The sequence below is a fragment of the Streptomyces sp. NPDC040545 genome (assembly GCF_055595065.1).
This window is the reverse complement of record NZ_JBVIWA010000006.1, coordinates 124,996-149,693: the sequence shown is the minus strand read 5'-3', so window position 1 is coordinate 149,693 and position 24,698 is coordinate 124,996. Positions and strand designations below refer to the sequence as shown.

The window sequence follows — 24,698 nt, the reverse complement described above, 5'->3', positions numbered from 1 at the left end:
GACGATACAGCGGCACAGTCGGACGCATGAAGCGCATTCTTGTCATAGGCGGCAGCCGGTACTTCGGAAAGGCCCTGGTCACCCGGGCGCGCGAGGCGGGAGACGAGGTGACCGTGCTCAACCGGGGCTCCGGCGCACCACCTCGCGGCGTGGAGCGCCTGGTCGCCGACCGCGACGACGAGGAAGCACTGCGGGTGGCACTGGGCTCGCGCGACTTCGACGTGGTCGTGGACCAGGTCTGCTACACGCCGCTCCAGGCCGCCGTCGCCCGGCGGGTGTTCGCCGGGCGGACGGGGCGCTACGTCATGACCTCGACGATGGAGGTCTACGACCCGGCCACGCTCCCCGCCGGTCCCGCTGCCGCCCCCGCCTCCGCACCCGGCCCTGCCTCCGTCCCCGTCCCCGCCCCTGCCTCCGTCCCCGCCCCCGCCCCTGCCTCGGTCCCCGTCACCGAGGCTTCGCTCGACCCCGCGCGGCTGCCGCTCGCGGGGGCGGCGGGCCGCGCGCCCGGGCCCTGGCCCGCGTACGCCTATGCCGAGGGGAAGCGGCAGGCCGAGGCCGTCTTCCTGCGGGACCCGGCCTTCCCGTACGTCAGCGTGCGCGCCGCGCACGTCCTCGGCGGCGGCCCGGCGGAGTTCACCGGGCGGCTCGCGCATTACGTCGGGCGGATCGGCGCCGGAACCCCCGTCGACGTCCACAGAACCCCGTACACCACCTCGTTCATCCATCACCACGAGATGGCCGAATTCCTGCACTGGACGGCGGAGCAGACCTTCACGGGGCCCGTCAACGCGGCCTCGCACGGCGCGCCGGACGTGATCGCGCTCTGCGAGGCGGTCGCGGAGCGGGTCGGGCGACGGCCTCGGTACCGGGTGGTCGGGGCGGGCGCCGCCGCTTCACCCTTCTCCTTCGACCGCGCCTACGCCATGGACAACGGCCGGGCCTCGGCCCTGGGCTTCCGCTTCGGCCACGTCGCCGACTGGCTGCCCGGGGCGATCGCCGAGACCCCGCGCGCCGTCGGCTGACGCGGTCACTGGTCTCCGACGCGCCGCTCCAAGGGAGTTGCTACCGAAGAGTTGTTCACGCTGAAGGTCACGCTGCCGGCCCGGTAGCGGTCGTCGGACCACTCGATCGGGCGGCCGGTGGCCGTAGCGGAGACGTGCCGCTGGCGCAGCAGCGGGCTGCCGCGCCGGATCTCCAGCAGCCGGGCGTCCTCGCTGCCGGCCGGAAGCGCGTCGATGAGGTGCTCGCCGTAGTGGGCGGTGACCCCCGAACCCTCGGCCAGGCTGTCCATGACGGAGCGGCAGTCCACCGGCAGTGCCTCCACGGCCGCCGCGACCCAGTCGGCGTAGGCGGTCCGCTCCACCATGGTGGGCTCCCCGTCGAGCAGCCGCAGCCGCAGTACGGCCAGGATCTCCGTACCGGGGGCCAGTGCGAGCCGGTCCGACTCCTCGGCCGTGGCGGGCCTGCGGGTGCGCGCCAGGAAGCGGCTGGCGGCCCGGTGCCCGAGCCCCTCGGCCCACTGGGCGAAGCTGTTCAGTTCGCCGAAGCTGTGCCGGCGCTCCCGGCGCAGGACGATGCGCCGCGCGCCCTGGCGGGAGCCGATCAGCCCCTCCGCGGCGAGGGTGGCCACTGCCTGGCGGACCGTCCCGCGCGATGCGGACCAGCGCCCCGCCAGGTCGCTCTCCGAGGGCAGGTGCGCCCCCACCGGGAGCGCGCCCGAGAGGATCTCCCGCCGCAGTGCCTCGGCGATCTCCAGGTACCTGGCCGTTCCCGCGCTCGTACTCATGCCCTTCGCCCCCTGATCGCCGTGTGCCGGCGGTGCCGGCGGTGCCGTGCCGCAATCGCTGTGCACCGGTCTCCCATGATCATTGCAACAGGTTCTGTCACGGCTTCTTCCGGTCATTCTTCTCTCTTCTTCGAGCCGTGCTCCCGGAGACAGGCGCCGTTCACCGTCCGTACAGCGGGCCCGGGCGAACTGGAGCCAACTTGTTCAGACAAGTGAACCCACCTTCGTCTCCGGGAGAGACCGTGCTCAGTTCCTCCGCCCGTCGCGGTGCGGCCGTTCTGCTCAGCGCCGCCGTACTCACCACGCTCAGCGCGTGTGGCGCCGCCCCCGACCAGAAGTCCGGCGGCGCCGACGGCGCCAAGAACGGCGTGCAGCCGGGCGCCGCGACCTCGGTCGCCGACTTCGGCTCCTTGGAGGCCCTCGCCGCCGCCGCGCAGAAGGAGGGCGAGCTCAACGTGATCGCGCTGCCGCCGGACTGGGCGAACTACGGCGAGATCATCAAGGCCTTCGAGGCCAAGTACAAGATCAAGGTGAACAGCGAGAACCCGGACGCCTCCAGCTCCGACGAGATCGCCGCCGTCAAGTCCCGCAAGGGCCAGAAGCGCGCCCCCGACGTCCTGGACCTCGGGATCGCCTTCGCCCGCAGCGGCGCGGCCGAGAACCTCTTCGCCCCGTACAAGGTCACCGCCTGGGACAAGATCCCCGCCGCCCAGAAGGACGCGGACGGCCGCTGGACCAACGACTACGGCGGCTACGTCTCCATCGGCTGCGACGCCGCCCGCATCCCCACCTGCCCGCAGACCTTCGCCGATCTCCTCAAGCCCGAGTACAAGGGCAAGGTCGCCCTCAACGGCAACCCCACCAAGTCCGGCTCGGCCTTCGGCGGCGTCTACGCGGCCGCCCTCGCCAACAAGGGCTCCTTCGCCGACATCCAGCCCGGCATCGACTTCTTCGGGCAGCTGAAGAAGAGCGGGAACTTCATCCCGGTCGAGTCCACCCCGGCCACCGTCGAGAAGGGCGAGACGCCCATCTCCATCGACTGGGACTACCTGAACGCCGGCTACGCCGACCAGTTCAAGGGCAAGGGCGTCGACTGGAAGGTCGCCGTCCCCACCGACGGCGTCTACGCCCAGTACTACTCGCAGGCCATCAACAAGGAGGCCCCGAACCCGGCGGCCGCCCGCCTGTGGCTGGAGTTCCTGTACAGCGCCGAGGGCCAGAACCTCTGGCTGGGTGGATACGCCCGCCCGGTCCTGCTGCCCGGCATGACCCAGGACGGCACCGCCGACAAGGCCGCCGTCGCCAAGCTCCCGCAGGTCCAGGGCACCCCGGCCTTCCCCGCCTCCGAGGAGCTCGACAAGGCCAAGGCCGCCCTCGCCGAGAAGTGGGACAAGGCCCTCTCCTGATGTCCTCCACCACCGACCCCCGCGCCGCCGGCGGCACCCGCCGCCGGCGGCGCGGCCCGCGCACCTGGCTCGCGACCCTCCCGCTGCTCACCTTCACCGGGCTCTGCTTCGGCATCCCGCTCGGCGCCATGGCCTACGGAGCGGTCACCCGCACCGACCCGGCGAGCGGCGCCACCCAGGTGACCGGCGAGCACCTCGCGCGCTCCCTCCAGGGCCCCTACCTCGGCTCCCTCATCGGCAGCGTCCAGCTCTCCGCCCTCACCGCACTCGTCGGCGGCGTCCTGGGCGTCGTGATCGCCCAGGCCGTGGTCACCTCCCGCTCCGCGGGCCTGCGCAGCGCCGCGCTGACCGCCTCCGGGGTGCTCGCCAACTTCGGCGGCGTACCCCTCGCGTTCGCCTTCATCGCCACCGTCGGGATCTCCGGCGTCGTCACCCAGCTCGCCGACCTCACCGAGCTCGGCTGGAACCTGTACTCCTTCACCGGCCTCACGGTGGTCTACCTGTACTTCCTGATCCCGCTGATGGTGCTGGTGATCGCCCCGGCGCTGGACGGACTGCGCCCGCAATGGCGCGAAGCCGCCCAGAGCAGCGGGGCCACCGGATGGCAGTTCTGGCGCCATGTCGGCCTGCCCGTGCTCGCCCCCTCCCTGCTCGGCGGGTTCGTGCTGCTCTTCGGGACCGCCTTCGCCGCCCACGCCACGGCCGCGGCCCTCGTCGGCGGCTCCGTCCCCCTGGTCACGCTCAAGATCGCGGACGCGCTGTCCGGGAACGTGCTCACCGGCCAGGAGAACGTGGCGCTCGCCCTCGGCCTCGACATGATCCTGATCGCCGGCCTGGTCATGGCGGTCTACCTGCCCCTCCAGCGACGGAGCGCCCGATGGCTGCGATGACCCCGACCACCCGGTACCCCGACAGCGCCCGGGACACGCGAGAACCGGAGGCCGGAGCCCCGGCACGGACCCCGGCCCGCCGGCCCCGCCCCAGGATCTGGCGCGGAGCCGTCCTCGCCCTCGCCGGCGCCTACTTCCTCGTCCCGCTCGTCGCCTCGTTCGTCTTCACCGTGCACGTGCCCGGCCAGGGCATCACCTTCGAGGCGTACACCGAGCTGCTCTCCGCCGACGGCTTCACCGAGAGCCTGCTGCTCTCCCTCGGCCTCGCCGCCGCGACCATCGCCCTGTCGCTGCTGCTCGCCGTACCCGCGCTGGTGGCCGTACGCATCGGCTCCCCGCGGCTGCGCCCGGTCGTCGAGGTCATGTGCATGCTGCCGCTGGTGGTGCCGCCGATCGCGCTCGTCACCGGAATCACCACCGTGCTGCGCTGGGGACCGGAACACCTGTCACGGACCCCGCTCTACCAGACCTTCATCGCCGTCCAGAACGAGAAGTTCCCCGTCGTCCTGGTCCTCGCCTACACGGTCCTGGCGCTCCCCTTCGTCTACCGCTCGCTCGACGCGGGCCTGCGCGCCGTCGACGTACCGACCCTGGTCGAGGCGGCCCGCAGCTGCGGCGCGAGCTGGCCGTACGTCGTCCTGCGCGTGCTGCTGCCGAACCTGCGGGCCTCGCTCGCCGGCGCCGCCTTCCTCACCCTGGCCCTGGTGCTCGGCGAGTTCACCATCGCCTCCCTCCTCGGGTTCCAGCCCTTCGCCGTGTGGATCGTCTCGATCTCCGGAGCGCAGGCCCGGATGTCGGTGGCCGTCTCCATCCTCAGCCTCCTGATCACCTGGCTGCTGCTGATCGCACTCTCCCGCGCCGGGACCACCCCCTCCACGGCCGCGGCCGCACCCGCCACCACCTCCCGCAAGGAGTCCTGAGCCCATGTTTACGACGCCCACCACCCTTCCCGCGGCCAGGAAGCCGGCGGATCCCGACCGGCCCGCGGGCGCGCGCGTCGAATTCCGCGGCCTGCGCAGGGCGTTCGGGTCCACCGTCGCCCTCGACGGGCTCGACCTCACCGTCGAACCCGGTGAACTCCTCGCCCTGCTCGGCCCGTCCGGCTGCGGCAAGACCACCGCCCTGCGCGTCGTCGCCGGTTTCGAACAGCCCGACTCCGGCGAGGTCCTCGTCGACGGACAGGACATCACCCGCGTCCCGGCCAACCGCCGCGACGCCGGCATGGTCTTCCAGTCCTACAGCCTCTTCCCGAACCTGAGCGCCCGCGACAACGTGGCCTTCGGCCTGCGCGTACGCAAGGCCGGAGCGGCCGAGCGCCGCGAACGAGCCGCCGAACTCCTCGACCTGGTCGGCCTGCCCGACCACGGCGACCGCTACCCGCACCAGATGTCCGGCGGCCAGCAGCAGCGCGTCGCCCTCGCCCGCGCCCTCGCCCTGCGCCCGCGCGTACTCCTGCTCGACGAGCCGCTCTCCGCACTCGACGCCAAGGTACGGGCGAACCTGCGCGAGGAGATCCGGCGCCTGCAGCTCTCCCTCGGCATCACCACCGTCTTCGTCACCCACGACCAGGAGGAAGCCCTGTCGATGGCCGACCGGGTCGCCGTCCTGAACGCCGGGAAGCTGGAGCAGTGCGCCGCCCCGGCCGAGCTGTACGACCGCCCGGCCACCCCCTTCGTCGCCGAGTTCGTCGGCACCATGAACCGGCTGCCGGGCCGGCTCACCGACGCCGGCCTGGTGGAAGTGGAAGTGGCGGGAGCCCGCCTGCCCGTCGACGGCCCGGCGCCCACGACGCCGGACGTGCAGGTCCTCGTACGCCCCGAGAACGTGACCGTCACCGCCGACGCCGAGGGCACCGCCACCGTGGTCTCCGCCTCCTTCTTCGGCTCCGTGACCCGGCTCCACCTGGAACTGCGGGGCGGGGTGAGCGTCAAAGCCGACCTGCCCTCGCGGGACGCCGGAGCCCTGGTGCCGGGAGCGCGCGCCGCCGTGGGACTGGCCGAGCGGCCCGTGCTCGTCGTGGCCGGGTCCGCGTGAGCGCCCTCGCCGCGGTCCTGTTCGACATGGACGGCACCCTCGTCGACACCGAGGTGCTGTGGTGGCGCACCACCGAGGAGATAGCGGGCGGCCTCGGCCACCGGCTCACCGGCGCGGACGCGCCGGAAGTCGTCGGCCGCGCGGTGGAGGACACCGCCGCTCACCTCGTACGGGTCTCGGGAGGGGGAGACCCGTCCGAGGTGGCGGCGGCGCTCACCGAGAGCTTCTTCCGCGGGGTGGAGGCCGGGGCGCCGATGCGGCCCGGCGCCCAGCGGCTGCTGACCGCCCTGGAGGCGGAGGGCGTGCCCTTCGCCCTGGTCAGCGCATCACCGCGGGTCGTCGTCGACGCGGTGGTCGGGGGCTCCCTGGCCCATGTCCCCTTCGCCTTCACCCTCTCCGCCGACGACACCGCCCGCACGAAGCCGCACCCGGACCCCTACCGGGAGGCCGCCGGGCGCCTGGGCCTCGCACCGCGGGCCTGCGTCGCGGTGGAGGACTCGCCGGACGGCGCCGCCTCCGCGGAGGCCGCCGGCTGCGCGGTGCTGGTGGTCCCGTCCCTGCTGGCGGTTCCGGCGTCACCGCCGCGGACCTTCGCCGAGTCCCTGGAGGACGTCACCGTGGCCGGGCTGCGGCGCTGCCTGACGGCGGCCGGCTGACACCCGCACTCAGGCCGGCAGGCCGAGGATGTCCAGGATGCCCTCCGCGTAGGCGGCCGTCCCCGAGCCCGGGTCGGCGGCGATCTCACGGCGGAAGCCGTCCACACCCGTACGGATGAAGGCGGCGCACTGCCCGTGCAGTCCGGCCTCGTGGGTGCCGCCGTCGTCCACCGTGCACAGCAGGGCGAGCAGGGTCCACAGCAGGGCCTCGCGGGTCGCCCGCCGGGGCGGGTGCGCGGCCCACACGGCCATCAGCACACCGCACACCGCCGGGGCGGGCGGCTTCAGGTGCTCCGCGAAGAAGACATGCCCCTCCAGCGCGTGGAACGCGGAGGGATGCCCCTCGGCGGCATCCCGCACCGCGTCCACCAGATGGCCCGCCGAGCGGCCGCAGCCGCAGTCGATGGACTCCCAGTCGTGCCGCACGATCTCCGCCACCACGGCATCCGGAACCAGCGGGCTGCGCAGCGCCGCGGACCGGCGCAGCAGAGCCTGCTGCCGCTTCTCGCTCCCCGTCATGGGGCACAGTATGAGGCCAGGTCGCAGCGGTCGGCGAGGGGGGTCGGAACCGGATCTGCGGGGCCTTCGTCACAGACCCCGTGAGGATGAAACGAAGAATTGTGGCACTGCTGTTCGCCCTGCTCGCGACCCAGCTGGGCGCACTGGTCAACCCCGCCTACGCGTGCGGGTGCGGGGCCATGATTCCCGACGGACAGTCGCGGATCGGCGTCGACCGGGAGACCTCCGTCGTGCGCTTCGACGGCCGCACGGAGCAGATCGTCATGCGGTTCACCGTCGGCGGGGACGCCCACCGGGCCGCCTGGATCATGCCGGTACCGAGCCGGGCCACGGTCGAGCTCGGCGACGGCGGGATGTTCGACGAACTGGGCCGGCTCACCCGGCCCGAGCACAAGACCCGCGGCTACTTCTGGCCGCGCGACCGCGACTGGCCCTTCTCGACGGGCATGCGCGACAGCGCCGGAGCCCCCGCGCCCGGCGCCGCCGCGCCACCGGTCGGTGTCGTCGGCCGCGAGCAGCTCGGTGACTTCGACGTGGCACGGCTCACCGCCACCGACCCGGACGCCCTGAAGAACTGGCTGGAGAGCAACGGCTTCAAGCTCCCCGACCGCCTCGCCACCGAGGTCAAGCCGTACGTGGACCAGCACTGGGAGTACGTGGCGGTACGGCTCGCCCCGCGCGCGGGGGACAAGCCGCTGCGCGGCGACCTGGACCCGCTGAGGATCCGCTTCGACAGCGACCGGCTGGTCTACCCGATGCGGCTCTCCCGCATGGCGAAGACACCGCAGTCGCTCGGCCTGTACGTCCTCGCCGACCACCGCATGGAGCCCGCCTCCCCGATCGGCGGCTCCGCACCCGAGGTGACCTTCGCGGGGACCATCCACCCCGGGACCGGCCCGCTCGCCGAACTGGCGGGCGCCGAGCCGGTCTTCCTCACCGCCATCGACCAGCGGTTCCCCGTGCCGAGCCGCATCGACGCCGACCACGAACTGCGCGCCATCGCCAAGGACACCCCCTACCGCAGGGCGATCTACCACGACGAACTGCTCACGGTGGGCGGCGTCCCGCTCTGGCTCCTGACGCTGGCGGCCGTCGTGGCGGCACTGACCGCCTCGTCCGTCGCGGTGCTCCGCATCCGCGGCCGCCGCCCGGACCCGGCCGCGGCGTCCTGACCGACCCCGGACGACGTCACCCCCGGACTCCGGCGTGACCGGTCCGGTCCGGTCCGGTCCGGTCCGGCCCGGACCGGACCGGTCGTGTCGGACGGATGCGGCGGGTACTCACGCCGGCCTGAGTACCCGCCCCGATATGCCGCGCGACCCGTCCCCCTACGCTTCGGACCATGCCTTCGGTACGGTCCTTCTCCCCGGCAGCGCCGCCGCGCCCGCCCCGCCACCCGCGTTCTCGTCCTGTCCTCGCGGCGCTGGCGCTCGGGGGTGTCATGTGCTGCCTCCTCACCGGCTGGGGTGCGTACCGCCTGTGGAACGGCGCACCGTACCCCGAGGTCGATCCCCATGTCGTTGCCACACGGCTCGGCGCGGAGGCCGAGCGCGTCGAGAACGATCTGGCCCTGCCCGTCGGGCCCCGCTCGCTGCCCGACCGGATGGAGACGGGCGCCTGTTACTACCGGGGACTGCGTTCCCTCGCCCACATCGACGAGAGCCGCCCGGACGTCCGGACCTTCAGCCTCGAACAGGAGACGACCGGCATCCCGGAGGACACCGCCCGGACCGCACAGGAGCGCCTCCGCTCCCGGCTGTCGCAACAGGGCTGGAAGCTCATCAGCCAGAACCTCTCCACCACGGGCTTCCGGTTCGAGAACCGGGACACCGGCGACCAGGTCCATGTGGACTGGTACAAGCACACCGGGACGCTCGCTTTCCGTGTCTACGCGCCCTGCGGGAAGATCCCCGACGGCTACCCCCTGTAGGTGCGCCGCCCGGCACGCCCGATCCGTCTGTTCGCCGACGCCACCCGTGCCGGGGTTGACGCGCGAGCGCCGGGACACCAACCTTGCCCCGGAGTTACCGAGAAGTAAGGGGAAAAGGGTGATGTCCGTGGCAGAAGACGGCGTACGACGGCACGAACAGGACCGGGACGACACGGAGTTGATGTTCCAGGGGGTCGCACGCCAGGCCGAGCTGGTGCGCACCGGCAAGACCACCTCACGCGCCCTCGTCGAGGCCGCGCTGCGCCGCATAGCCCGCACCGATGCCGTCCTCGGAGCCTTCCGGGTCGTCCTCGCCGAGCAGGCCCTCGCCGAGGCCGATGCCCGTGACGCGACGGAGCCGGCCGGTCCGCTCCACGGCGTGCCCATCGCCGTCAAGGACGAACTGGACGTCGCGGGTCAGGTCACCACCTTCGGCGGCTCCGCCAACCGGACCCCCGTCACCGCCGATTCCGAAGCGGTACGCCGCCTGCGCGCCGCCGGAGCCGTCGTCATCGGCAAGACGACGATGCCCGAGTTCGGCCAGTGGCCCTTCACCGAATCCGCCGCCCACGGTCACACCCGCAACCCCTGGGACACCACCCGCACCCCCGGCGGCTCCAGCGGCGGCAGCGCCGCCGCCGTCGCGGCCGGATCGGTCGGGGCCGCCCTCGGCGGCGACGGCGGCGGATCCATCCGCATCCCGGCCGCCTGCTGCGGCCTGTTCGGCCTCAAACCCCAGCGCGGCCGTGTCTCCACCGCCCCCAACCCGCACCTCTGGTACGCCCTCGGCACCGTCGGGCCGCTCACCCGCAGCGTGGGCGATGCCGCGCTGCTCTACGACGTGCTCGCCGGCACCACCCCCACCGACCGCTGGAGCGCCCGCCCCGCGACCACCAGCTGGGTACAGGCCCTGGAGATCCCGCCCGGCCGGCTACGCGTCGGCTATTCGGTCAAGCCGGCCGTGCCGGGGGTGCGCCCGCATCCCGAACACGTCAGGGCCGTCCTGGAGTCCGTACGGGCCCTGAGCGAACTGGGCCACGACGTACGGGAGGTCGACCCCCGCTACCCCGACGCGACGGCCCCGTTCGCCGCACAGTTCTGCGGTGGGGTGCGGGCGGAGGCCGACGCCGTCGAGCGTCCCGACCTGCTGGAACGGCGCACCCGGCAGACCCTCGCGCTCGCCCGGCTGGTCCCCGAGTCCGCCGTGGAGCGCGGGATCCGGGCGGGGGAGCGGCTGGCGGAGCGCGCCGACCGCATGTTCACCACCATGGACCTGCTGCTGACCCCGGTCGTCGCCGAGCGCGCGCGCCCGGTGGGCGCGCTGGACGGTGCCGGGCTGCTGACGGCGCTGGCGCGCTCGCGCCCGATGGTCGCCTACACCGCGCTGTGGAACGTCACGGGACACCCGGCCGCCTCCGTCCCGGCGGGCCTCGGCGAGGACGGACTGCCGCTCGCCGTGCAACTGGTGGGCCGCCGGGACGACGAGGTCACCCTCCTGCGGGTCGCGGCGCAACTGGAGGAGGTCCGGCCGTGGGCGCAGCGACGTCCGTAGGTCCTGTCGTCAAAGTGGCGTCGGTAAGGCCCGCGGCGTCCGGTGCCGTGCATCGCAAGGCGGAGGGGCGCCCGTGTACTGGACGTACTCGGGCGCTCCGACAACGCAGCGAGGTGCGGTGCCGGGCGTCGCGGGCCCGACGGGACTTTGACGACAGGGCCTAGGGGGCGCCTTGCCGATCATGCCGGGCTCGCGGGGTCCGGCACCGCACCTCGTCCGCCTTGCGATGCTTTCCCTCGCCCCTGGCGGGCCTGGGGAGGCAGTTTCGGACCCGTGAGGTGGGGGCTGTCGGAGCGGGTCCGGTCACTGCCGGCAGGCTGCAGGCTCTCACTCCTCGACGTACAGGAACTCCGGCCCGTAGGTCTTCCCGCTGCCGTCGGGCAGCTCCAGCTGTACGAGCTTCCGCGCCTCGGTGCGCATCCCTCCCATGTGGCCGATCGCCGGGAACAGCATGTCCGAGTCACCCGTCAGCCAGGCTGCCTGCAGCGCCCGCAGCATTTCGCTGAAATGTGTGTTGAACGCTGTGAGCACCTGCTGAACCTCGGGCGTGGGCGCGTTCAGCCCACCGTTGGCCCAACCGCCCTCGGGCACCCGCCCCATGGGGAAGGCCGGGGGCAGCTGGACATCGTCGCCCTTGAAGTCCCAGACGGGCGGATTCTCCGACACCTTGATCAGCTTCTTGCCGCGGAACATCTCCCGGAACACATAGAAGTGCGCCAGCTCGCCGGGCTTGCCGGGGAAGGGGTTCTCGGGTGAGGCGGAGGTGCCCTCGCCCTGCTCCTTGATGATCTCGATCGCGGCTCGCACCTTCTCGATGCTGTCGAGCGGAACGATCTTGTTGCCCTGGCCGTGGCTCTCGAGGGAGAAGTCGATCTGCCGGTCGCCGCTGATCAGGTGCTGGTGTGTCTCGAAGGCCTCTTCGATCTCGGTGTAGAAGGCCCCGATGGTGGCGAAGGCTCCGAGCTGGGCGACCGGGTGGTCCGGGCGCTCGATCTCGGAGAACATCTCGACCGAGTCCTTGGTCAGCCCCTCCAGGAAGACGATGAGTTCAGGCCGCACGCCCCCCGGCAGCGCGCGCTCGTACTTCGGCACCACCTTGGGATCGGCGAGGACCGGAGTCCCTCCGATGGTGGTGAGCATGTTGCACACCAGTCCCATATGGGTCATCTCATCGAAGATGATCTCCCGGATGTTCTTGGCGACCGCCGTATTCGATTCCTTGATCGACCACAGGGCGCTCGCGTACGGACCGATGGTCGCGATCTCCACCATGATCGCCTGCTGAAGGGAGTTCTTCAGCCATTCCGCATCGCGGTCCGCCGGGAGAACACCCAGCAGCTCGACGATGGCGTTGCTCTCGTACTCCAGGACCTGGGTCATGCCACACCTGCCTCATTTGCATACAGACAGGATGAAACGCTATCCGTCCGGCAGGCCGGGCGGGCGACGTGCGCGCGAGCCCCGGGACGGTTCACCCGATCGGGGCCGGCCGCCTCGAAATCCGCGACACGAACACCGACGCGCCGATGCACCGGCCGCTACCCGCCGACACCGATCTGGCCCAAGCGGTCGCCGTCCTGGCCCGCGCACAGCAGGACGCGGTCTGGAACCGGCAGCAGGTCGCCAATCAGCTACGGTCCTTGCTCAGGGAATTCCCGTCGATGATCGAGGCGTTCAGGGACAAGCCGGGAACCCTGACCCGGCCCGATGCCCGCCGCATCCTGGCCGCCGCGCCCACACCTGCGCTGGCTGCGAAGCTGCAGATGCGGAAGCTGACCGCAATGCTCCGGCGAGCCGGTCGCCGCCGGGGCATCGAAGGAGACGCCGAACGGATCCAGCAACTCTTCCGCGAGGAGGCCCCGCGGCAGCTGCCTCTCGTCGAGGAGGCCATGGGCAAGCAGGCACGGGCCCTGCTGCTGCAGCTGGACGCGGCCTGCGAGGCGGTCGATGACCTGGCCCGTGCCGCCGAGGAGGCCTTTCGGTCACACCCGGACGCGGCGATCATGCTGAGCTTCCCCGGCATCGGTCCCCAGGCCGGTGCCCGCATCCTGGGCGAGATCGGCGACGACAGGAGCCGGTTCGCCACGGCAGGGGTCTGAAGGCTCACGCCGGCTCGGCCCCGATCACGAGGGCCTCCGGCAAACGCCGCTACGTCGGACGCCGGTTCGTCAAGAACAACCGGCTCAACCACGTCGGCCACCTGTGGGCCTTCGCCTCCCTCAGCGGTTCAAGCGGCGCGGACTCCCACTACAGGCGCCGCCGGGCAGGAGGGGACTGGCACATGCAGGGCCCGCGGCACCTGTTCAACCGGATGCTCGGCCAGCTCCACCACTGTCTCCTGGCACGCGTCCCATTCGATGAAGCAATCGCCTTCCCCTCAGAGCCCCAGGCAGCAGCGACAGCTACGGCGTGAAGTAGAACGGCCCTGCCTCTCCGCTCCCGCCCGAGGGGCGGCAGGATGTGCGGATGGCGAAGAGCGAGATAGAACTGCTGGCCCTCCTGCGAGAACTTGACGACCCAGAGAGGCTGGAACGACCGATGAACTACGACCGCGCCGCGACCGGCCTCAAGTTCGGCGGCCTGGTGAGCCGGCTCGAAGCGGACTTCGGTGCCTCGTGCGAGTCCGAGCGGGACACCCAGGACTCCAGCGAGTACGGGCGCGTCCACATTCCTGCGGACGCGACGGTCTGCGGGACGCGGATCGTGGTCTGCGTGAGCAAGTTCGGCTCCCTCGCCGAAGTCTGCGCCGACAATCCGGGGGCCTTCCTCGGCACGGACGAGGCCCACGAGGAGGGGGCGCTGGACCTCGGCGACCTCGCCACCGTGGAGCGGGCGCTGGCCGACCTCGACTACGTGAGTGTCCCCGAGGAGCTGCTGGAGAGCGACTACGACGGCCCCAGCAGGCTGGAGCACTTCTCGGCGCAGCCCAGCTGGTGGACACGGTTCTTCGGCACGGTCTGGTGATCCACCCGCCATACGGCCCTGAGCCGACCACTGCGCGCCGGCTGGGGCCCAGGTGTCGGCGTACCCCCGAATGTGCTCACGCCAGTACAGGTGAAGGTGCTCAGTTGAGGTCAGTCGTGGACACGAGGAAGGATTTGACCGCGAGGTTGAAGAGTGCCGTGTTCTCGAGGTTGACCATATGGGCTGCCGAGGCGAACCGTTGGTGCCTGGCATCGGGAACGGTTTGGGCGATGGCCTGAGCGTTTGACGAGATGTCACTGCTGTCGAGTTCTCCGTCGAGAACCAGGGTGGGCACGCCGATGGAGGCCAGCCGGTCCGCTGCACCGATTTCTCTCGGTATCCCCGCCCCGAGCCCGCGGGCGTGCCGCACGACGTTGGCGGACGCCGACCCATGCATCCGCTCGCGCAGCGTGCGGCTGACCTGGGACGGTTCACGGTACGGCCCGTCCACCCACATCCGGAGAAAGTGCTCCACGAACCGCTGCGCTCCGCCGTCCGGGTCGCCCATCGCGGCCATCTGCTGTGCGGTGTGGTGCGCGACGTAGGGGTCGGTGAAAGGCCGGCCGCTCACCCCGGGCGAGGCAAGGACCAGGGCCGACACAGACTCCGGATGAGCTATCGCCGTGTCGACGGCGGTCCGCGCCCCGAGGGAAAGCCCTACGAGCGTGGCGCACGGGACATCGAGGTGGGTGAGCAGAGAGTGTAGATCGTCATGGTTGGCGTAGTCCCCGGCCACGGTGGAGGAACGCCCGTGGCCGCGGGCGTCGTAGCGGATGACGCGGTACCCCAGGCTCGCGAGCCACGAGAACTGCTCGTTCCACATATTCAGGTCGAGCATGCCGCCGTGGAGCAGTACGACGGGGGGTCCTTCGCCGGCCGACTCGCAAAAGAGCTCGCCCGCCTCGACGGGTACGGCGGTGGCTGTGACCGCGTGTGTCCGCGCATGCGTCATCGTGGGTCGTCTCCTCGATCCGTGGGGTGCGGCGGGGCATCCTGTGCAAGGTCCTTGAACTCCTCGCCGAGGCGACGGAGCACGTGCAGAGCCGTCGTGACGTCACCGGCGGTCAGATCGGACAGCCGGCGCCGCAGTTCGGTTTCCTCGGATTCCTGGATGCCCCTGATGATGGCTTCCCCTTTCGGGGTGAGCCGGATCAGGCGCGAGCGCCGGTGCTCCGGGTTGGTGGCGCTCTCAGCCAGCCCCAGAGCTGTCGCATCGTTCACCAGACGCTGGACCGGCTGCCGGTCCAGGCCCAGCAGGCGGGCCAGTTGAGGAACCGTTCGAGGGCCGCCCCTGCACAGTTCGTCCATCACCGCATGCTGACCAGCTGTCATCCCCGTGTGCATCAGCTCCCGCTCCACGGCACGCACGACCGTGCGGTGCAGCGGCCACAGGCTGCGGATCACTTCGTACAGCAGAGGCCCCAACGGGGGCTCATCCCTCGTACGCTCATCGACACTCATGATGTCATCATGACATCTTCTGTGTCTATGTGGCCATAGGTTCAGAGCAGCAGAGCCTGAGCACGTTCACTCGTACGCGACTGGGCAGATCGAGTCGTACGCCGACACCCAGGGGCGAACCCGCGGCAAGCTCCGAAGGGGACGGCCTACCCCCACGACTTGACGGCTTAGCTGCATGAGGTGTCTTCACGCGGACACGCCACAACTGTGACGCGCACCACAGCGCTCCTGCTGATACGTATGGGGAGAGCCGAACCGAAGGTGGAGCGATGGTCAGAAGCCGACGGGACATCAACTCCCTGAGCCCGAGCGAGCTGAGCGACTACATCCATGCGATCGACATCCTGCGCGCACGCTCGACCGCCGATCCGGACGACGTGAGCGGGTACGACTTCCAGGCTGCGCTCCACAACGACGGGTCCGTCGGCCCGTGCGAACACGGCAGCGACCTGTTCCTGCCGTGGCACCGGGCTCACCTGCACTACTTCGAGAAGCTGCTGCAGGCGGCGAACCCGCCGAGAACCGCGAACGTCACCGTGCCGTACTGGGACTGGATCCACCCACAGGCGACGGGCAAGTTCCCGGCCGCGTTCTCGCAGCCCGGCCTCGCAGGGTGAGCCACAGCAACCGCCCGAGCTGATCGGGGAGATCACACTCAACAGCGTCCTGATGGAGGTGTACGGCTAGCATGCGCACTCCCGTGTTCGAGCTCCACATCCGGCCGATGTTCCGCGCCACCGACAAGGCCCACATGGGCTTCGCATTCGATCTGTGGGACTACGACGACGTCGTGGCGAATGCCGACGACATCCTGGCGCGGCTGCAGAGCGACATGCCGCCCACAGCGACCGGCGGCCCATGGCCGGAGGAGTGGATCACGCTCTTCCAGCGCTGGAAGGACGGCGCCCGCAAGCGTCTGGACCTCGGCACGGCCGCCTTCGCCCTCCAGCAGGGCACCACGAAGACCACCATCACCGCGACCGGTACCTTTCCGGCTGCCGGCGTCGTGGGCTGGCTGCAGCTGGAGAGCGAGACGGCCACCTCCAAGACCTACGTCCTGCACTTCGAAGCCCCGGACTCCCCCGCAGGCGGCACGCCCCAGGCCTTCACCCTGAAGGAGAGCTACCCTTCCGCCGACACCCGGTCCGTCTTCGTCCATGACAGCGTCGGCACCCAGCAGCTTCACTGAGAGCGTCCGGCGTCGGCACCGAGACGCCCGGCTCCCGCACCAACTACGCCACCGGGCTCAACAGTCACAACCACGCCAGCTAGGTGCGGAAGATTGGGCAGCGACCTGTACCTCCGCGGCCAGAAGGTCAGCACGACGTGGAACTACACGGTAGCGGGGTGCCCGGTGTCTGTTCGGGGTGCCGGGCGGTCGTCCGGGTCCGGGCCGGTGGAGATTCGGTACGCCGTTCGAAGTCAGTCAGGCAGCGCCACGGTGAGATCCACCTCGACGAGCTGTCCGGGAAAGCCCAGCTGGGCAACGCCCAAGAGGGTGCTGGCGGTGGTGAACGCCGGCCCCAGGGCAGACTCGGTGAGCCGACGCCATGCGGCTCCGAGCCTGTCCCTCTCGTCGCTCCGCACGTAGATCACTGACCGCACCACGTGTTGCGGCTGGGCACTCGAGGCGGCCAGGGCCGTGAGCGCGTTCGCGACCACCTGGTCGACCTGCGTCTCGAGGGAACCGGCACCGACGAGGTCACCGTTCCGATCAAGCGGGCACTGTCCCGCCAGGTAGGCCGTACGCCCTGCCTCTACCACCGTGATGTGGTGGTAGCCGGGCGTCTCATGCAGCTGCTCGGGGTTGATGCGGGTGATCCTCTCAGTCATGTCCGCGAGTCTGCCTGGCGTGGTGCCGGCACGCACCGCAATTTCCCCAACGGCAAGCACTCCGCAGCAACCTGAGGTCGAAGACCAAGCTGAGAGGCGGCGCTTGTACTCTCCGTGACGATCTGACCGTTCGCCGCCACCGAACGAGGCCGAGAGATCGCGATTCTGGTCCTCTTCCTGGTCCCCCCGCCAGCCGGTTGAATGAACGCACATCGAGCATCGGGGGCGCCATGATGGCGGAAGAGTTCGGGTATCAGATGTCGCCGCGACCGGCATCCGTGATGACTCCGACCGTGGGGGCGGTGGTGAGCGCGGAGCTGGAGAAGGCGAAAAGCGAAAAGTCCGAGATACCTCTTGGGCTCACGGGAACAGCCCTGGCGGTAGCCGTCTTCTTCAATCCCCTCTGGTACCAGGACGACCCCTCACTGATCGCAGCCCTCCTCCCCTTAGCCATCGCCATCCTTGGGTCGATCTGGTCAGTACATGACGACGCCAAGATCAAGGGAAACGTGCAGGCCATGGAACGCAAGGCGGCTGTGGCGCTCGCGAGTCCCTGGCAGGTGTGGCCCTGCCGCTTGGAAGAACTCCCTGGGGGGAAGGGCAAGGGAGTGATGCTGCTCGGCCCGGATGCGACGGTCGCGTGCACATTCAGTTCCCCGGTACCGGAGAGCGTATGGGTCGGTACGCCGGACGGTCGCGGAGTGTTCTGGTTCGCGGGCGACTTGCGGTTCGGAGGGCTGATGTCCGTCCCGGGTGGAAGTCCCCTCTGGTGGGCTCACCCCATACCGACGCCACAGACACTCGCACCCACCGGCCGCAGACAGGAAGCGCTCGAGGAAGCCGTCATCCACCAAGCCGTCGGCTTTGTTTTCGAGGAGTGGCTGTAGGAGTTGAGGAGGTCCACGTAGGTGCCGGCCTTGGGGAACAAGTTCGCCGTTGGGGTCCTCGTCGAGCACGGGGGCGGGGCGAAGGCGTACAGCTCGTCCAGTCCCGGATGCAGGACAGGCCGGGGCGCGGCACGGAAGGCGGCAGGGTGCGGGAGGTGGACGGGCCGTGTCAAACGGCGTGCGGCGGCCGGCGCGGATCGGCGGCGCAGCGGACACAGGTGGTCGCGGCCGGACGGATCTTCAGGCGTTCGGGCGGGATCGTCCCGCCGCAGCCTTCGCACTGTCCGTACAGTCCCTGTTCGAGCCGTTCCAGTGCCCGGTCCAGTTCTTCCAGGTGTTCGCGCGTCTGCGCCATCAGAGTGGCCACGTGGGCTCGTTCGAAGGCGGTGCTGCCTCCCTCGGGGTCGTGCTCGTCGTCGACCGCGACGAGGGCGTTCGCCGCGACGATCCCCTCGAAGTCGCGGCTCAGCGCGGCTGCCCGCGCGAGGGTGTCGGCGCGATCGGCAGCGAGGCGTGCGCGGGCGGTCGCGAAGGCGGACCGGTCTTGCTCGTCACGTCCTGCCTGGGTCATGTTCGGGACAGCGCCTTCACCAAGTCGTCACGGGTCATGTTCGAGCGGCTGGGGACGGGTTCAAGGTCGAAGTCGGCCAACGCCGGATCGGTGTGGCCGAGCGCCTCAGCACGGCTCGAAGCTCGGCTGGACGGGGCCGGTCTCTCCGGCGGCAACCAATTCCTCCAAGTCTTCCGGCTCCAGGAACTCCAGGGCTTCCGGTTCTATGCCGTGGTAGCGGTCGACATCAAGCAGCCGCAGCACGAACGCAAGGGTGAAGCCTGAGAACGGGCCATCGAAGGTCTCACAACCCTCTTCGTGGGCCATCGTGACGATCTTCCATCGGTCGGGATCCGGGTCGCAGGGCAGGAAGAAGTGCTCGTCGCCGCTGTAGTCGTATCCCCACGAGATCAGCCCACCGGGCTCAGGGTGGAAGGGGTAAGGGATGTGCTCGGAGTCGCCGCGGCCGAGGGCCCTGTCTCGGCGCTCGGCGAAGACTCCGTGGGTCTTGCGCATGCGCTCCAGCAGCGGGCTTGTGCCACGGGGGTGGAAGACGACGAGCTCGCCGGAGATGACCCCGGTGCCGTAGGCGTTGAGAAACGCCTTGAAGTCACCGGGCAGAGCAGCCCCTACGTGTTGCTCGGCCTCGGTCCAGTCATCCGGGTTGGACCGCCGGTGGGCCCGCTCGGCCAGCAGGGCCCGCTGATCTTCCCCCCTCCTGCGGACCGCAGGACAGCGCTCGGCGTGTGCGGGCTGGCCGGCTCTGCTGCCGGAGGAAGTTCGGCCCGACGATCGCGGGGCCCTGTGCCGGGCTGCGGCTCCCTTGCGTGGTGGGGAGCCGCAGCCCGGCGGGCTGGACTCAGCCGCGGTCGCGGCCGTCGTACTGGCCGAGCTGATCACGGTAGGCGGCATCGCCGCGGTGCTTGTCCTTGTCGTACTCGGGGGAGTCCTTGATCTGGTCCTTGGTGAGGTTGACGTTGATCGTCTTCTCCTCGATGTCGACGCGGACGACGGTGCCGGCCGGGATGAGGACGTCCTTGCCGAAGATCCACGGGCCGGTGTCGACGACGATGTAGGAGGCGCCGACCTTGCCGGTACTCCCGTCGCTGCTTCGACCTTGAAGCCGACCGGGCTGGTGCCGGGCGTGTAGTGCGACGCGGGGTCGTAGCTCCACATGTCGTCAGCCACAGGAATTCTCCTTCTGGGCCAGAGTCCGTGGTCGTGCGGAGGGTCAGGTGTACAGGAGGCAGTTACGGCCGTCGTGGCCGTCCGCCCCTTCCTCATCGAGCCAGTGGCCGCCGTCGGCGAGGTAGCGGAATCCGTGGTGCTGGTCCACCGGGAAGGTGACCGTGACCGCGCGGCTTCCGTCGGGACGCTCGATCATGGGATGGGCGCCGGGCCGCCAGTCGTTGAAGTCACCGACCACGCTGACCTCACCGGCCGGATGGCCGGCGGGCAACACGAACGTGACCTCGGTCCGCTTCTTGCTCCGAGTGCGCTCCAACATGGACGGTCAGCTCCTCACAGACGGGGGGATGGCTTCGCCATACTGCCCGCTGCGCCGGCCTGGGTAGCGGGGCACTACGCCACCCGGTACAGCTGTCCCCCGCTCGGCCGCACGTTCCGGCGGCTCGGCAGATCCGAGGTCAGCGCGCGTGGAGGCAGAACGCTGCGGAGGTCATGCCCCTGAGGAGCCGCTCGGCGACGTTGGTCGGTCACGAAGACCGGAGGGAGCGCGGAGTGCGGCAGGAGAGGGAGCCGGAGGACTTGATCGAGGTCTGGACGCTGTTCGGAGCCGGACCAGGAGCGGCTTCGGAGCAAGTCGGGGGCGGCGACCGGCCGGGTTTCGCGCTGTTGCTGAAGTTCTTCGGCTTCCGAAGAACTGCCGAGGAACACGGAACGGACCGGGGCGCCCCATACGTTGAGCAGGGCGGGGCCACGCCGTGCGCACCCGACGAGCACCGAAGGGATGGGGGGACGCGTGCCGCAACAGAGCCGCTCCGCGCGCCTGGCCGCGTCCGCGCTGACCCTCGTCGTCACCGTCCTCGCGCTGTTCGTCCCGGTGGCCGGGGCACAGGGCATGCCCATGCCCGCCGACAGGCCGCTCGCCCACCCCACCGTGGCGGGGCACACCGGACAAGGGGCAGGACCGGACGACGTCCCGGCGCGGCATGTCGCGGTCACGCACCGACCTGACGCCCACATCCCGGGCCCGCAGCCTGCGGGCCCCGCGCGTACGGCCGTCGACACGGCCCCGCGCCGCGCCCTGGGCGGGCCCGACACGGGCCCCGCCACCCCACTCGCGCCGCCGCGCAGGCCGGCCGAGTCCGCCGCCCCGCGCGGCCCGCCCCCCCGATGAGCACGCAGACCGTCATCGACGCCTGACCCTTCTGACCCGGCGCACACCGCGCGGGGCCGGTCACGCGTCCCTCCGTCCTGCCCTCATCGTGGAGTACGCATGTCTCGAGCACCCTTGTCCCGCCCACCCTTGTGGAGGGCGATCATCGCGCTGGCAGCCGTCGCGCTGTCCCTCTACATCGCCCTCACCCAATCCGCCCGCCTCGGCCTCGATCTGCGCGGCGGCACCCAGATCGTCCTGGAGACCCGGGACTCACCCACCGTCAAGGCCGACGCCGCATCCACCGACCGCGCTCTGGAGGTCCTCAGGCAGCGCGTCGACGCCCTCGGCGTCTCCGAACCCGGCATCGCCCGGTCCGGCGAGAAACGGATCATCGTCGAACTGCCCGGAGTGCAGGACCCACGCAAGGCCGCCGAGGTCATCGGCCGCACCGCACAGCTCACGGTCCACCCGGTGACGGGGGCGACGGCCGACAAGGGCTCCGCGAAGCCCGAGGCGGACGGATCGCGCACCCTGCCCGACCCGGACCAGCCGGGCAACCACCTGAAGCTGGGCCCCACCGCCCTCACCGGCGAGGGGGTCGAGGACGCCGAGGCAGTCCTGGACCAGCAGTCGCTCAGCGGCTGGATGGTCTCCCTCGACTTCCGCAAGGGCGCGGGCGACACCTGGGCGAAGATCACCTCGGACGCGGCCTGCGCGCCTCAGGGCGCTCCGGAACGCCGCGTCGTCATCACCCTCGACAACAAGATCATCTCGGCGCCGGGCGTCACCGCGGACGTGGTGTGCGGGACCGGTATCACCGGCGGCTCCACGCAGATCAGCGGCGGCTTCGGCCGGGCCGAGGCGCGTGAGCTGGCGGCGCTCGTGAAGGGCGGCGCGCTGCCGGTGCCCCTGGACGTCGTGGAGCAGCGCACGGTCGGCCCGACGCTCGGCGCCGACGCAATCGAGGCGAGCACCAAGGCCGCGCTCATCGGCATCGCCCTGACCGCACTGTTCATCACCGTCGTCTACCGGCTCCTTGGCGCGCTCGCCGCCTTGGCCCTCGCGCTGTACGGCCTCATCTCGTACGCCGCTCTGGTGGCGCTCGGCGCGACGCTCACGCTGCCGGGGCTCGCCGGGTTCGTCCTGGCGATCGGCATGGCGGTGGACGCGAACGTCCTGGTCTTCGAACGGGCCAGGGAGGAGTACCTGGGCGTCCGTTCCCAGGACTTGGCGAAGCCGGTGAAGACCGGCTTCGCGAAGGCGTGGAGCGCGGTGATCGACTCGAACGTGACGACGCTGCTCGCCGCGGGATTGCTGTTCTTCTTCGCCACGGGCCCGGTCAAGGGCTTCGGGGTCACCCTGTGCATCGGCGTCCTGGCATCGATGCTCACGGCGCTCGTGATCACCCGCGCGCTCGCGGACTTCGCCGTCGCCCGCAGCTTCGTACGCAAGCGCCCCGGTCTGACGGGCATCGCCTCGACGGGCCGGGTCCGCACATGGCTGTCCCGCCGCAACCCGAACCTGGTCCGCCACCGTCGCCGCTGGCTCGGCGCGAGCGCACTCCTGGTGGCGGTGGCCGTCGCAGGAATCCTCATCCGCGGCCTGGACTTCGGCGTGGAGTTCACGGGCGGCCGCCTCGTCGAGTACAGCACCAGCAGGTCCGTCGACGCGGACACGGCCCGGAACGCCGTGTCCGACGCGGGGTTCCCGCGCGCGGTGGTGCAGGAGTCCGGCGACGGCGACATCACCGTACGCACGGAGAAGCTCACCGACGACGAACAGCAGCGCGTCAAGGCGGCCTTGGAGGAGCCCGGTGGAACCGTCACGGTGGAGCGTGACGAACAGATCGGCCCGAGCCTCGGCAGCGAACTGCGCCACAAGGCGCTCCTGGCCCTGGGCATCGCCGTGGCCGCCCAGCTGATCTACCTCAGCGTGCGGTTCCGCTGGACCCTGGCGGCAGCGGCAGTCTCTGCGATGGTCCACGACGTCCTCCTCGTGGTGGGCCTGTTCGCCTGGCTGGGCAGGCCGGTGGACAGCGTCTTCCTGGCGGCGCTGCTCACGGTGATCGGCTACTCCGTGAACGACACGGTGGTCGTCTTCGACCGCGTCCGCGAAGCGCGCCGCCGAGACCCCCGAGGCGACCTGGAGAATACGGCCAACCACGCGGTGGTCCAGACACTCCCGCGCACGGTGAACACGGGAATGGGAGCCCTGTTCATCCTGACCGCACTGGCGGTACTGGGCGGCGACTCGCTGGCGGACTTCTCCGTGGCGCTGATCGCGGGCGTCCTGCTCGGCATCGCCTCGACCATCTTCACCGCGGTCCCGATCGCGATCGCCCTGGAACACCGCAACCCGACACCCCCACCGGCACGGGACCGTCGCGCTGCGAAGGAAGTCTCTGACGGACACAGCCCGTTGGAGGCGCGGAGGAAGAAGGAGAGCGGGACGGGGGCGGTCGTCTGAGCCCACGAGGACGGTCCTGAGGCCGAGGGCAGCCTCCATCACACGCCGACCGGGCCTCCATGGAGCTCCGACAACCGCGGCCACGCTCCGTGGAGGCCCGGTCGGCACGATGCCCGGGGAAGCGGCACCAGGGCCACCGGCCCGCTCATCACCTTGCGCGCCGGGAGCCGCGAGGACGTCCACGTCCGCTGCGACGCCTTCGAGGACGCGCTGTTCGAGTACTTCTACCACTCCCGCCGAGTGCGAGGTCGCGCTGCGCCAAGCCCACCTCAAGCTCGCCCGCCGTTGCACGGGTCCGGCGAGGTGAGCGTGGTGACCTCGCGTCAGCCACTCGCGCAGGACTGGCCGCGCCGGCACCTGTCGAACTGGGGTGGCGAGGTCCGTCAGTAGCGGCCGGGAACTCGTCTTCGACTTCATCGCCGTCTGGCTCGGTCTGAACGGCGCCCGCGGCGAGGTCGTCGGCCGAGCGCTGACCCGACGACGTGGGCGCCGAGGCTGCGACGGGGGGCGTGCGCGTCGAGGACCTTCTCCCAGCAATGGGCGTTCGGCCCGTAGCGCCCGGGGAACACGCGGGCCAGCCACCAGGCCGCCGCCCGCAGGTCCGGCCGCAGGCTGGCGTGTTCCGCGACGTCCAGGCCGGTGGCGGGATCGTTGTACGAGCGCCCTGCGACACCGAGCGGAGTCGCTACTCACCGGTCCGATCCTCCCCAAGAGCCAACTGACGCACCGCTCCGGCTTGCGGCCCTCCGCCTCGGGACCGCCGGTACTCGCTGGCGGGCGGGGCCGCAGCGTCGACTCCGCGTAGAGACCGGGCGGTCGCCCTGCTTGCGGCGGGAACCTGCAAGCCTGCGCCGCGCGTGCCCAAAACGTCACGGAGGAGCCCAGTGACGCGGGGAGAGAGGAGATAGAGCGCGCGGGTTATCCGGCAAGACTGTCCAGGAGACTGGCGCGGCGGGGAGCCAGGGGTTCAGGCCCCTGTGCGTCGGCTCAGGCGTCTTCCGTCAGGTGACGGACGACAGTGTCAGGACCAGGCGACATGAGCGTTTCGTGCCCGTCCTCGAACCGCACCCTGTAGGGCGGCGTTCCGTCCGGGCCCAGCACCTCAACCACCTCTGCGGATCGGTCATGCTGACCGACCGTGCGGCCGTGAACCAAAAGGCGGTCGCCCACACTTGCTCGCATATCGGCTGACTCCTCTCTGGGCGGGACAGGGAAGCCCAGGGCCTCCTTCGGCCGCTGAGCAGCGTTGCATACCCAACCCAATCAGATAGCGACCGGAGTATCACTGTCCGCCACGCACCGCGGATCGCCGTCTGGACCTGTGCCACCGAAAGTCAGCCCCGGCGGCGGGTGAGCGGGATGAGCACCGTCAGTGGCCACCCGAGCCACGCCCCGGCACCAGCCACGCCTCCCGTTTGAA

At 70.8% G+C, this 24,698-nt stretch carries 25 protein-coding genes and 2 pseudogenes; 16 read left to right on the top strand and 11 right to left on the bottom strand.

Going from position 1 to position 24,698, the window contains the following annotated elements:
- Positions 1–26: 26 nt before the first annotated feature.
- On the top strand, positions 27–1,025 hold the full coding sequence (locus ACZ573_RS14830; RefSeq protein WP_471303637.1) for an NAD-dependent epimerase/dehydratase family protein: 999 nt from the start codon (positions 27–29) through the stop codon (positions 1,023–1,025).
- A 5-nt stretch (positions 1,026–1,030) separates the two neighbouring features.
- Here ACZ573_RS14830 and ACZ573_RS14825 read toward each other — a convergent pair whose 3' ends face one another.
- Positions 1,031–1,789 carry a GntR family transcriptional regulator gene (locus tag ACZ573_RS14825; RefSeq protein WP_471303635.1) on the bottom strand — a complete coding sequence of 253 codons (759 nt, stop codon included), beginning with the start codon at positions 1,787–1,789 and terminating at the stop codon, positions 1,031–1,033.
- Between the two features lie 242 nt (positions 1,790–2,031).
- On the opposite strand from ACZ573_RS14825, the gene ACZ573_RS14820 reads away from it, so the two are divergent.
- The 5 genes from ACZ573_RS14820 to ACZ573_RS14800 are packed head-to-tail and all read left to right on the top strand — an operon-like array spanning position 2,032 to position 6,775.
- On the top strand, positions 2,032–3,195 hold the full coding sequence (locus tag ACZ573_RS14820; RefSeq protein WP_471303633.1) for an ABC transporter substrate-binding protein: 1,164 nt from the start codon (positions 2,032–2,034) through the stop codon (positions 3,193–3,195).
- Entirely contained in the window at positions 3,195–4,085 is an 891-nt protein-coding gene (locus ACZ573_RS14815; protein WP_471303630.1) for an ABC transporter permease, read from the top strand. The genes ACZ573_RS14820 and ACZ573_RS14815 overlap by 1 nt, the downstream gene beginning before the upstream one ends.
- Positions 4,073–5,005: an ABC transporter permease gene (locus ACZ573_RS14810; RefSeq protein WP_471303628.1), complete on the top strand. Its 933-nt coding sequence runs from the start codon at positions 4,073–4,075 to the stop codon at positions 5,003–5,005. Before ACZ573_RS14815 ends, ACZ573_RS14810 begins: the two co-directional genes overlap by 13 nt.
- A 4-nt stretch (positions 5,006–5,009) precedes the next feature.
- Positions 5,010–6,119 carry an ABC transporter ATP-binding protein gene (locus ACZ573_RS14805; RefSeq protein ID WP_471303626.1) on the top strand — a complete coding sequence of 370 codons (1,110 nt, stop codon included), beginning with the start codon at positions 5,010–5,012 and terminating at the stop codon, positions 6,117–6,119.
- Positions 6,116–6,775: an HAD family hydrolase gene (locus ACZ573_RS14800; RefSeq protein ID WP_471303623.1), complete on the top strand. Its 660-nt coding sequence runs from the start codon at positions 6,116–6,118 to the stop codon at positions 6,773–6,775. Before ACZ573_RS14805 ends, ACZ573_RS14800 begins: the two co-directional genes overlap by 4 nt.
- Positions 6,776–6,784: 9 nt before the next feature.
- Here the strand turns inward: ACZ573_RS14800 and ACZ573_RS14795 are convergent, their stop codons facing one another.
- Complete coding sequence (locus tag ACZ573_RS14795; protein WP_471303621.1) at positions 6,785–7,294, bottom strand: hypothetical protein; 510 nt, start codon at positions 7,292–7,294, stop codon at positions 6,785–6,787.
- 86 nt (positions 7,295–7,380) lie between these two features.
- On the opposite strand from ACZ573_RS14795, the gene ACZ573_RS14790 reads away from it, so the two are divergent.
- From ACZ573_RS14790 to ACZ573_RS14780, 3 genes are all read left to right on the top strand, one after another.
- Positions 7,381–8,466, top strand: a complete 1,086-nt coding sequence (locus ACZ573_RS14790; protein ID WP_471303618.1) for a DUF2330 domain-containing protein — start codon at positions 7,381–7,383, stop codon at positions 8,464–8,466.
- Positions 8,467–8,636: 170 nt separating this feature from the next.
- Positions 8,637–9,224 carry a hypothetical protein gene (locus ACZ573_RS14785; RefSeq protein WP_471303616.1) on the top strand — a complete coding sequence of 196 codons (588 nt, stop codon included), beginning with the start codon at positions 8,637–8,639 and terminating at the stop codon, positions 9,222–9,224.
- Positions 9,225–9,345: 121 nt separating this feature from the next.
- Positions 9,346–10,776 carry an amidase gene (locus ACZ573_RS14780; RefSeq protein ID WP_471303614.1) on the top strand — a complete coding sequence of 477 codons (1,431 nt, stop codon included), beginning with the start codon at positions 9,346–9,348 and terminating at the stop codon, positions 10,774–10,776.
- Between the two features lie 327 nt (positions 10,777–11,103).
- On the opposite strand, the gene ACZ573_RS14775 is transcribed toward ACZ573_RS14780, so the two are convergent.
- Complete coding sequence (locus ACZ573_RS14775) at positions 11,104–12,156, bottom strand: ferritin-like domain-containing protein (protein WP_471303611.1); 1,053 nt, start codon at positions 12,154–12,156, stop codon at positions 11,104–11,106.
- Positions 12,157–12,290: 134 nt separating this feature from the next.
- On the opposite strand from ACZ573_RS14775, the pseudogene ACZ573_RS14770 reads away from it, so the two are divergent.
- Together ACZ573_RS14770 and ACZ573_RS14765 are read left to right on the top strand one after the other, a co-directional pair.
- Positions 12,291–13,189 (top strand): annotated as a pseudogene (locus ACZ573_RS14770) (transposase); the annotation flags it as partial.
- Positions 13,190–13,242: 53 nt separating this feature from the next.
- Positions 13,243–13,740, top strand: a complete 498-nt coding sequence (locus tag ACZ573_RS14765) for a hypothetical protein (RefSeq protein ID WP_471303610.1) — start codon at positions 13,243–13,245, stop codon at positions 13,738–13,740.
- 100 nt (positions 13,741–13,840) lie between these two features.
- Here ACZ573_RS14765 and ACZ573_RS14760 read toward each other — a convergent pair whose 3' ends face one another.
- A complete protein-coding gene (locus tag ACZ573_RS14760) occupies positions 13,841–14,692 on the bottom strand; it encodes an alpha/beta fold hydrolase (RefSeq protein ID WP_471303608.1) in 852 nt (283 codons plus the stop codon).
- Positions 14,689–15,201 (bottom strand): MarR family winged helix-turn-helix transcriptional regulator, encoded by a 513-nt coding sequence (locus ACZ573_RS14755; RefSeq protein ID WP_471303605.1) that lies wholly within the window; start codon positions 15,199–15,201, stop codon positions 14,689–14,691. The genes ACZ573_RS14760 and ACZ573_RS14755 overlap by 4 nt, the downstream gene beginning before the upstream one ends.
- Before the next feature lie 269 nt (positions 15,202–15,470).
- Here ACZ573_RS14755 and ACZ573_RS14750 point away from each other — a divergent pair, with 269 nt between their 5' ends.
- Positions 15,471–15,818: a tyrosinase family protein gene (locus ACZ573_RS14750; RefSeq protein WP_471303603.1), complete on the top strand. Its 348-nt coding sequence runs from the start codon at positions 15,471–15,473 to the stop codon at positions 15,816–15,818.
- Positions 15,819–15,889: 71 nt separating this feature from the next.
- Entirely contained in the window at positions 15,890–16,390 is a 501-nt protein-coding gene (locus ACZ573_RS14745; RefSeq protein ID WP_471303601.1) for a hypothetical protein, read from the top strand.
- A 233-nt stretch (positions 16,391–16,623) separates the two neighbouring features.
- Here the strand turns inward: ACZ573_RS14745 and ACZ573_RS14740 are convergent, their stop codons facing one another.
- A complete protein-coding gene (locus tag ACZ573_RS14740) occupies positions 16,624–17,034 on the bottom strand; it encodes a RidA family protein (RefSeq protein ID WP_471303599.1) in 411 nt (136 codons plus the stop codon).
- 230 nt (positions 17,035–17,264) lie between these two features.
- On the opposite strand from ACZ573_RS14740, the gene ACZ573_RS14735 reads away from it, so the two are divergent.
- Positions 17,265–17,921: a hypothetical protein gene (locus ACZ573_RS14735; RefSeq protein WP_471303598.1), complete on the top strand. Its 657-nt coding sequence runs from the start codon at positions 17,265–17,267 to the stop codon at positions 17,919–17,921.
- A gap of 169 nt (positions 17,922–18,090) precedes the next feature.
- On the opposite strand, the gene ACZ573_RS14730 is transcribed toward ACZ573_RS14735, so the two are convergent.
- The 4 genes and pseudogenes from ACZ573_RS14730 to ACZ573_RS14715 all read right to left on the bottom strand — a co-directional run bounded on the left by ACZ573_RS14730 (position 18,091) and on the right by ACZ573_RS14715 (position 19,978).
- Positions 18,091–18,492, bottom strand: a complete 402-nt coding sequence (locus tag ACZ573_RS14730) for a TraR/DksA family transcriptional regulator (RefSeq protein ID WP_471303595.1) — start codon at positions 18,490–18,492, stop codon at positions 18,091–18,093.
- 105 nt (positions 18,493–18,597) lie between these two features.
- The gene (locus ACZ573_RS14725; RefSeq protein WP_471303591.1) at positions 18,598–18,987 is read right to left on the bottom strand and encodes a hypothetical protein; all 390 of its coding nucleotides are present in this window, start codon (positions 18,985–18,987) and stop codon (positions 18,598–18,600) included.
- A gap of 343 nt (positions 18,988–19,330) precedes the next feature.
- Positions 19,331–19,659 (bottom strand): annotated as a pseudogene (locus ACZ573_RS14720) (PRC-barrel domain-containing protein).
- A 43-nt stretch (positions 19,660–19,702) separates the two neighbouring features.
- Positions 19,703–19,978, bottom strand: coding sequence for an isoamylase early set domain-containing protein (locus ACZ573_RS14715; RefSeq protein ID WP_471303590.1), 276 nt, complete (start codon positions 19,976–19,978; stop codon positions 19,703–19,705).
- 474 nt (positions 19,979–20,452) lie between these two features.
- Here ACZ573_RS14715 and ACZ573_RS14710 point away from each other — a divergent pair, with 474 nt between their 5' ends.
- Positions 20,453–20,830 (top strand): hypothetical protein, encoded by a 378-nt coding sequence (locus ACZ573_RS14710; protein WP_471303588.1) that lies wholly within the window; start codon positions 20,453–20,455, stop codon positions 20,828–20,830.
- A gap of 99 nt (positions 20,831–20,929) precedes the next feature.
- Positions 20,930–23,278, top strand: a complete 2,349-nt coding sequence (secD, locus tag ACZ573_RS14705; RefSeq protein WP_471303586.1) for a protein translocase subunit SecD — start codon at positions 20,930–20,932, stop codon at positions 23,276–23,278.
- Positions 23,279–24,265: 987 nt separating this feature from the next.
- Here secD and ACZ573_RS14700 read toward each other — a convergent pair.
- Positions 24,266–24,460: a DUF1918 domain-containing protein gene (locus ACZ573_RS14700; RefSeq protein WP_266941177.1), complete on the bottom strand. Its 195-nt coding sequence runs from the start codon at positions 24,458–24,460 to the stop codon at positions 24,266–24,268.
- Between the last annotated feature and the right edge of the window lie 238 nt (positions 24,461–24,698).

What these genes read in the sequence shown, in the direction of transcription:
- ACZ573_RS14830 (WP_471303637.1), top strand. Translation starts at nt 27, where the DNA reads ATGAAGCGCATTCTTGTCATAGGCGGCAGCCGGTACTTCGGAAAGGCC.
- ACZ573_RS14825 (WP_471303635.1), bottom strand. Translation starts at nt 1,789, where the DNA reads ATGAGTACGAGCGCGGGAACGGCCAGGTACCTGGAGATCGCCGAGGCA.
- ACZ573_RS14815 (WP_471303630.1), top strand. Translation starts at nt 3,195, where the DNA reads ATGTCCTCCACCACCGACCCCCGCGCCGCCGGCGGCACCCGCCGCCGG.
- ACZ573_RS14810 (WP_471303628.1), top strand. Translation starts at nt 4,073, where the DNA reads ATGGCTGCGATGACCCCGACCACCCGGTACCCCGACAGCGCCCGGGAC.
- ACZ573_RS14805 (WP_471303626.1), top strand. Translation starts at nt 5,010, where the DNA reads ATGTTTACGACGCCCACCACCCTTCCCGCGGCCAGGAAGCCGGCGGAT.
- ACZ573_RS14795 (WP_471303621.1), bottom strand. Translation starts at nt 7,294, where the DNA reads ATGACGGGGAGCGAGAAGCGGCAGCAGGCTCTGCTGCGCCGGTCCGCG.
- ACZ573_RS14790 (WP_471303618.1), top strand. Translation starts at nt 7,381, where the DNA reads ATGAAACGAAGAATTGTGGCACTGCTGTTCGCCCTGCTCGCGACCCAG.
- ACZ573_RS14785 (WP_471303616.1), top strand. Translation starts at nt 8,637, where the DNA reads ATGCCTTCGGTACGGTCCTTCTCCCCGGCAGCGCCGCCGCGCCCGCCC.
- ACZ573_RS14780 (WP_471303614.1), top strand. Translation starts at nt 9,346, where the DNA reads ATGTCCGTGGCAGAAGACGGCGTACGACGGCACGAACAGGACCGGGAC.
- ACZ573_RS14775 (WP_471303611.1), bottom strand. Translation starts at nt 12,156, where the DNA reads ATGACCCAGGTCCTGGAGTACGAGAGCAACGCCATCGTCGAGCTGCTG.
- ACZ573_RS14765 (WP_471303610.1), top strand. Translation starts at nt 13,243, where the DNA reads ATGGCGAAGAGCGAGATAGAACTGCTGGCCCTCCTGCGAGAACTTGAC.
- ACZ573_RS14760 (WP_471303608.1), bottom strand. Translation starts at nt 14,692, where the DNA reads ATGACGCATGCGCGGACACACGCGGTCACAGCCACCGCCGTACCCGTC.
- ACZ573_RS14755 (WP_471303605.1), bottom strand. Translation starts at nt 15,201, where the DNA reads ATGAGTGTCGATGAGCGTACGAGGGATGAGCCCCCGTTGGGGCCTCTG.
- ACZ573_RS14750 (WP_471303603.1), top strand. Translation starts at nt 15,471, where the DNA reads ATGGTCAGAAGCCGACGGGACATCAACTCCCTGAGCCCGAGCGAGCTG.
- ACZ573_RS14745 (WP_471303601.1), top strand. Translation starts at nt 15,890, where the DNA reads ATGCGCACTCCCGTGTTCGAGCTCCACATCCGGCCGATGTTCCGCGCC.
- ACZ573_RS14740 (WP_471303599.1), bottom strand. Translation starts at nt 17,034, where the DNA reads ATGACTGAGAGGATCACCCGCATCAACCCCGAGCAGCTGCATGAGACG.
- ACZ573_RS14735 (WP_471303598.1), top strand. Translation starts at nt 17,265, where the DNA reads ATGATGGCGGAAGAGTTCGGGTATCAGATGTCGCCGCGACCGGCATCC.
- ACZ573_RS14730 (WP_471303595.1), bottom strand. Translation starts at nt 18,492, where the DNA reads ATGACCCAGGCAGGACGTGACGAGCAAGACCGGTCCGCCTTCGCGACC.
- ACZ573_RS14725 (WP_471303591.1), bottom strand. Translation starts at nt 18,987, where the DNA reads ATGCGCAAGACCCACGGAGTCTTCGCCGAGCGCCGAGACAGGGCCCTC.
- ACZ573_RS14715 (WP_471303590.1), bottom strand. Translation starts at nt 19,978, where the DNA reads ATGTTGGAGCGCACTCGGAGCAAGAAGCGGACCGAGGTCACGTTCGTG.
- secD (WP_471303586.1), top strand. Translation starts at nt 20,930, where the DNA reads ATGTCTCGAGCACCCTTGTCCCGCCCACCCTTGTGGAGGGCGATCATC.
- ACZ573_RS14700 (WP_266941177.1), bottom strand. Translation starts at nt 24,460, where the DNA reads ATGCGAGCAAGTGTGGGCGACCGCCTTTTGGTTCACGGCCGCACGGTC.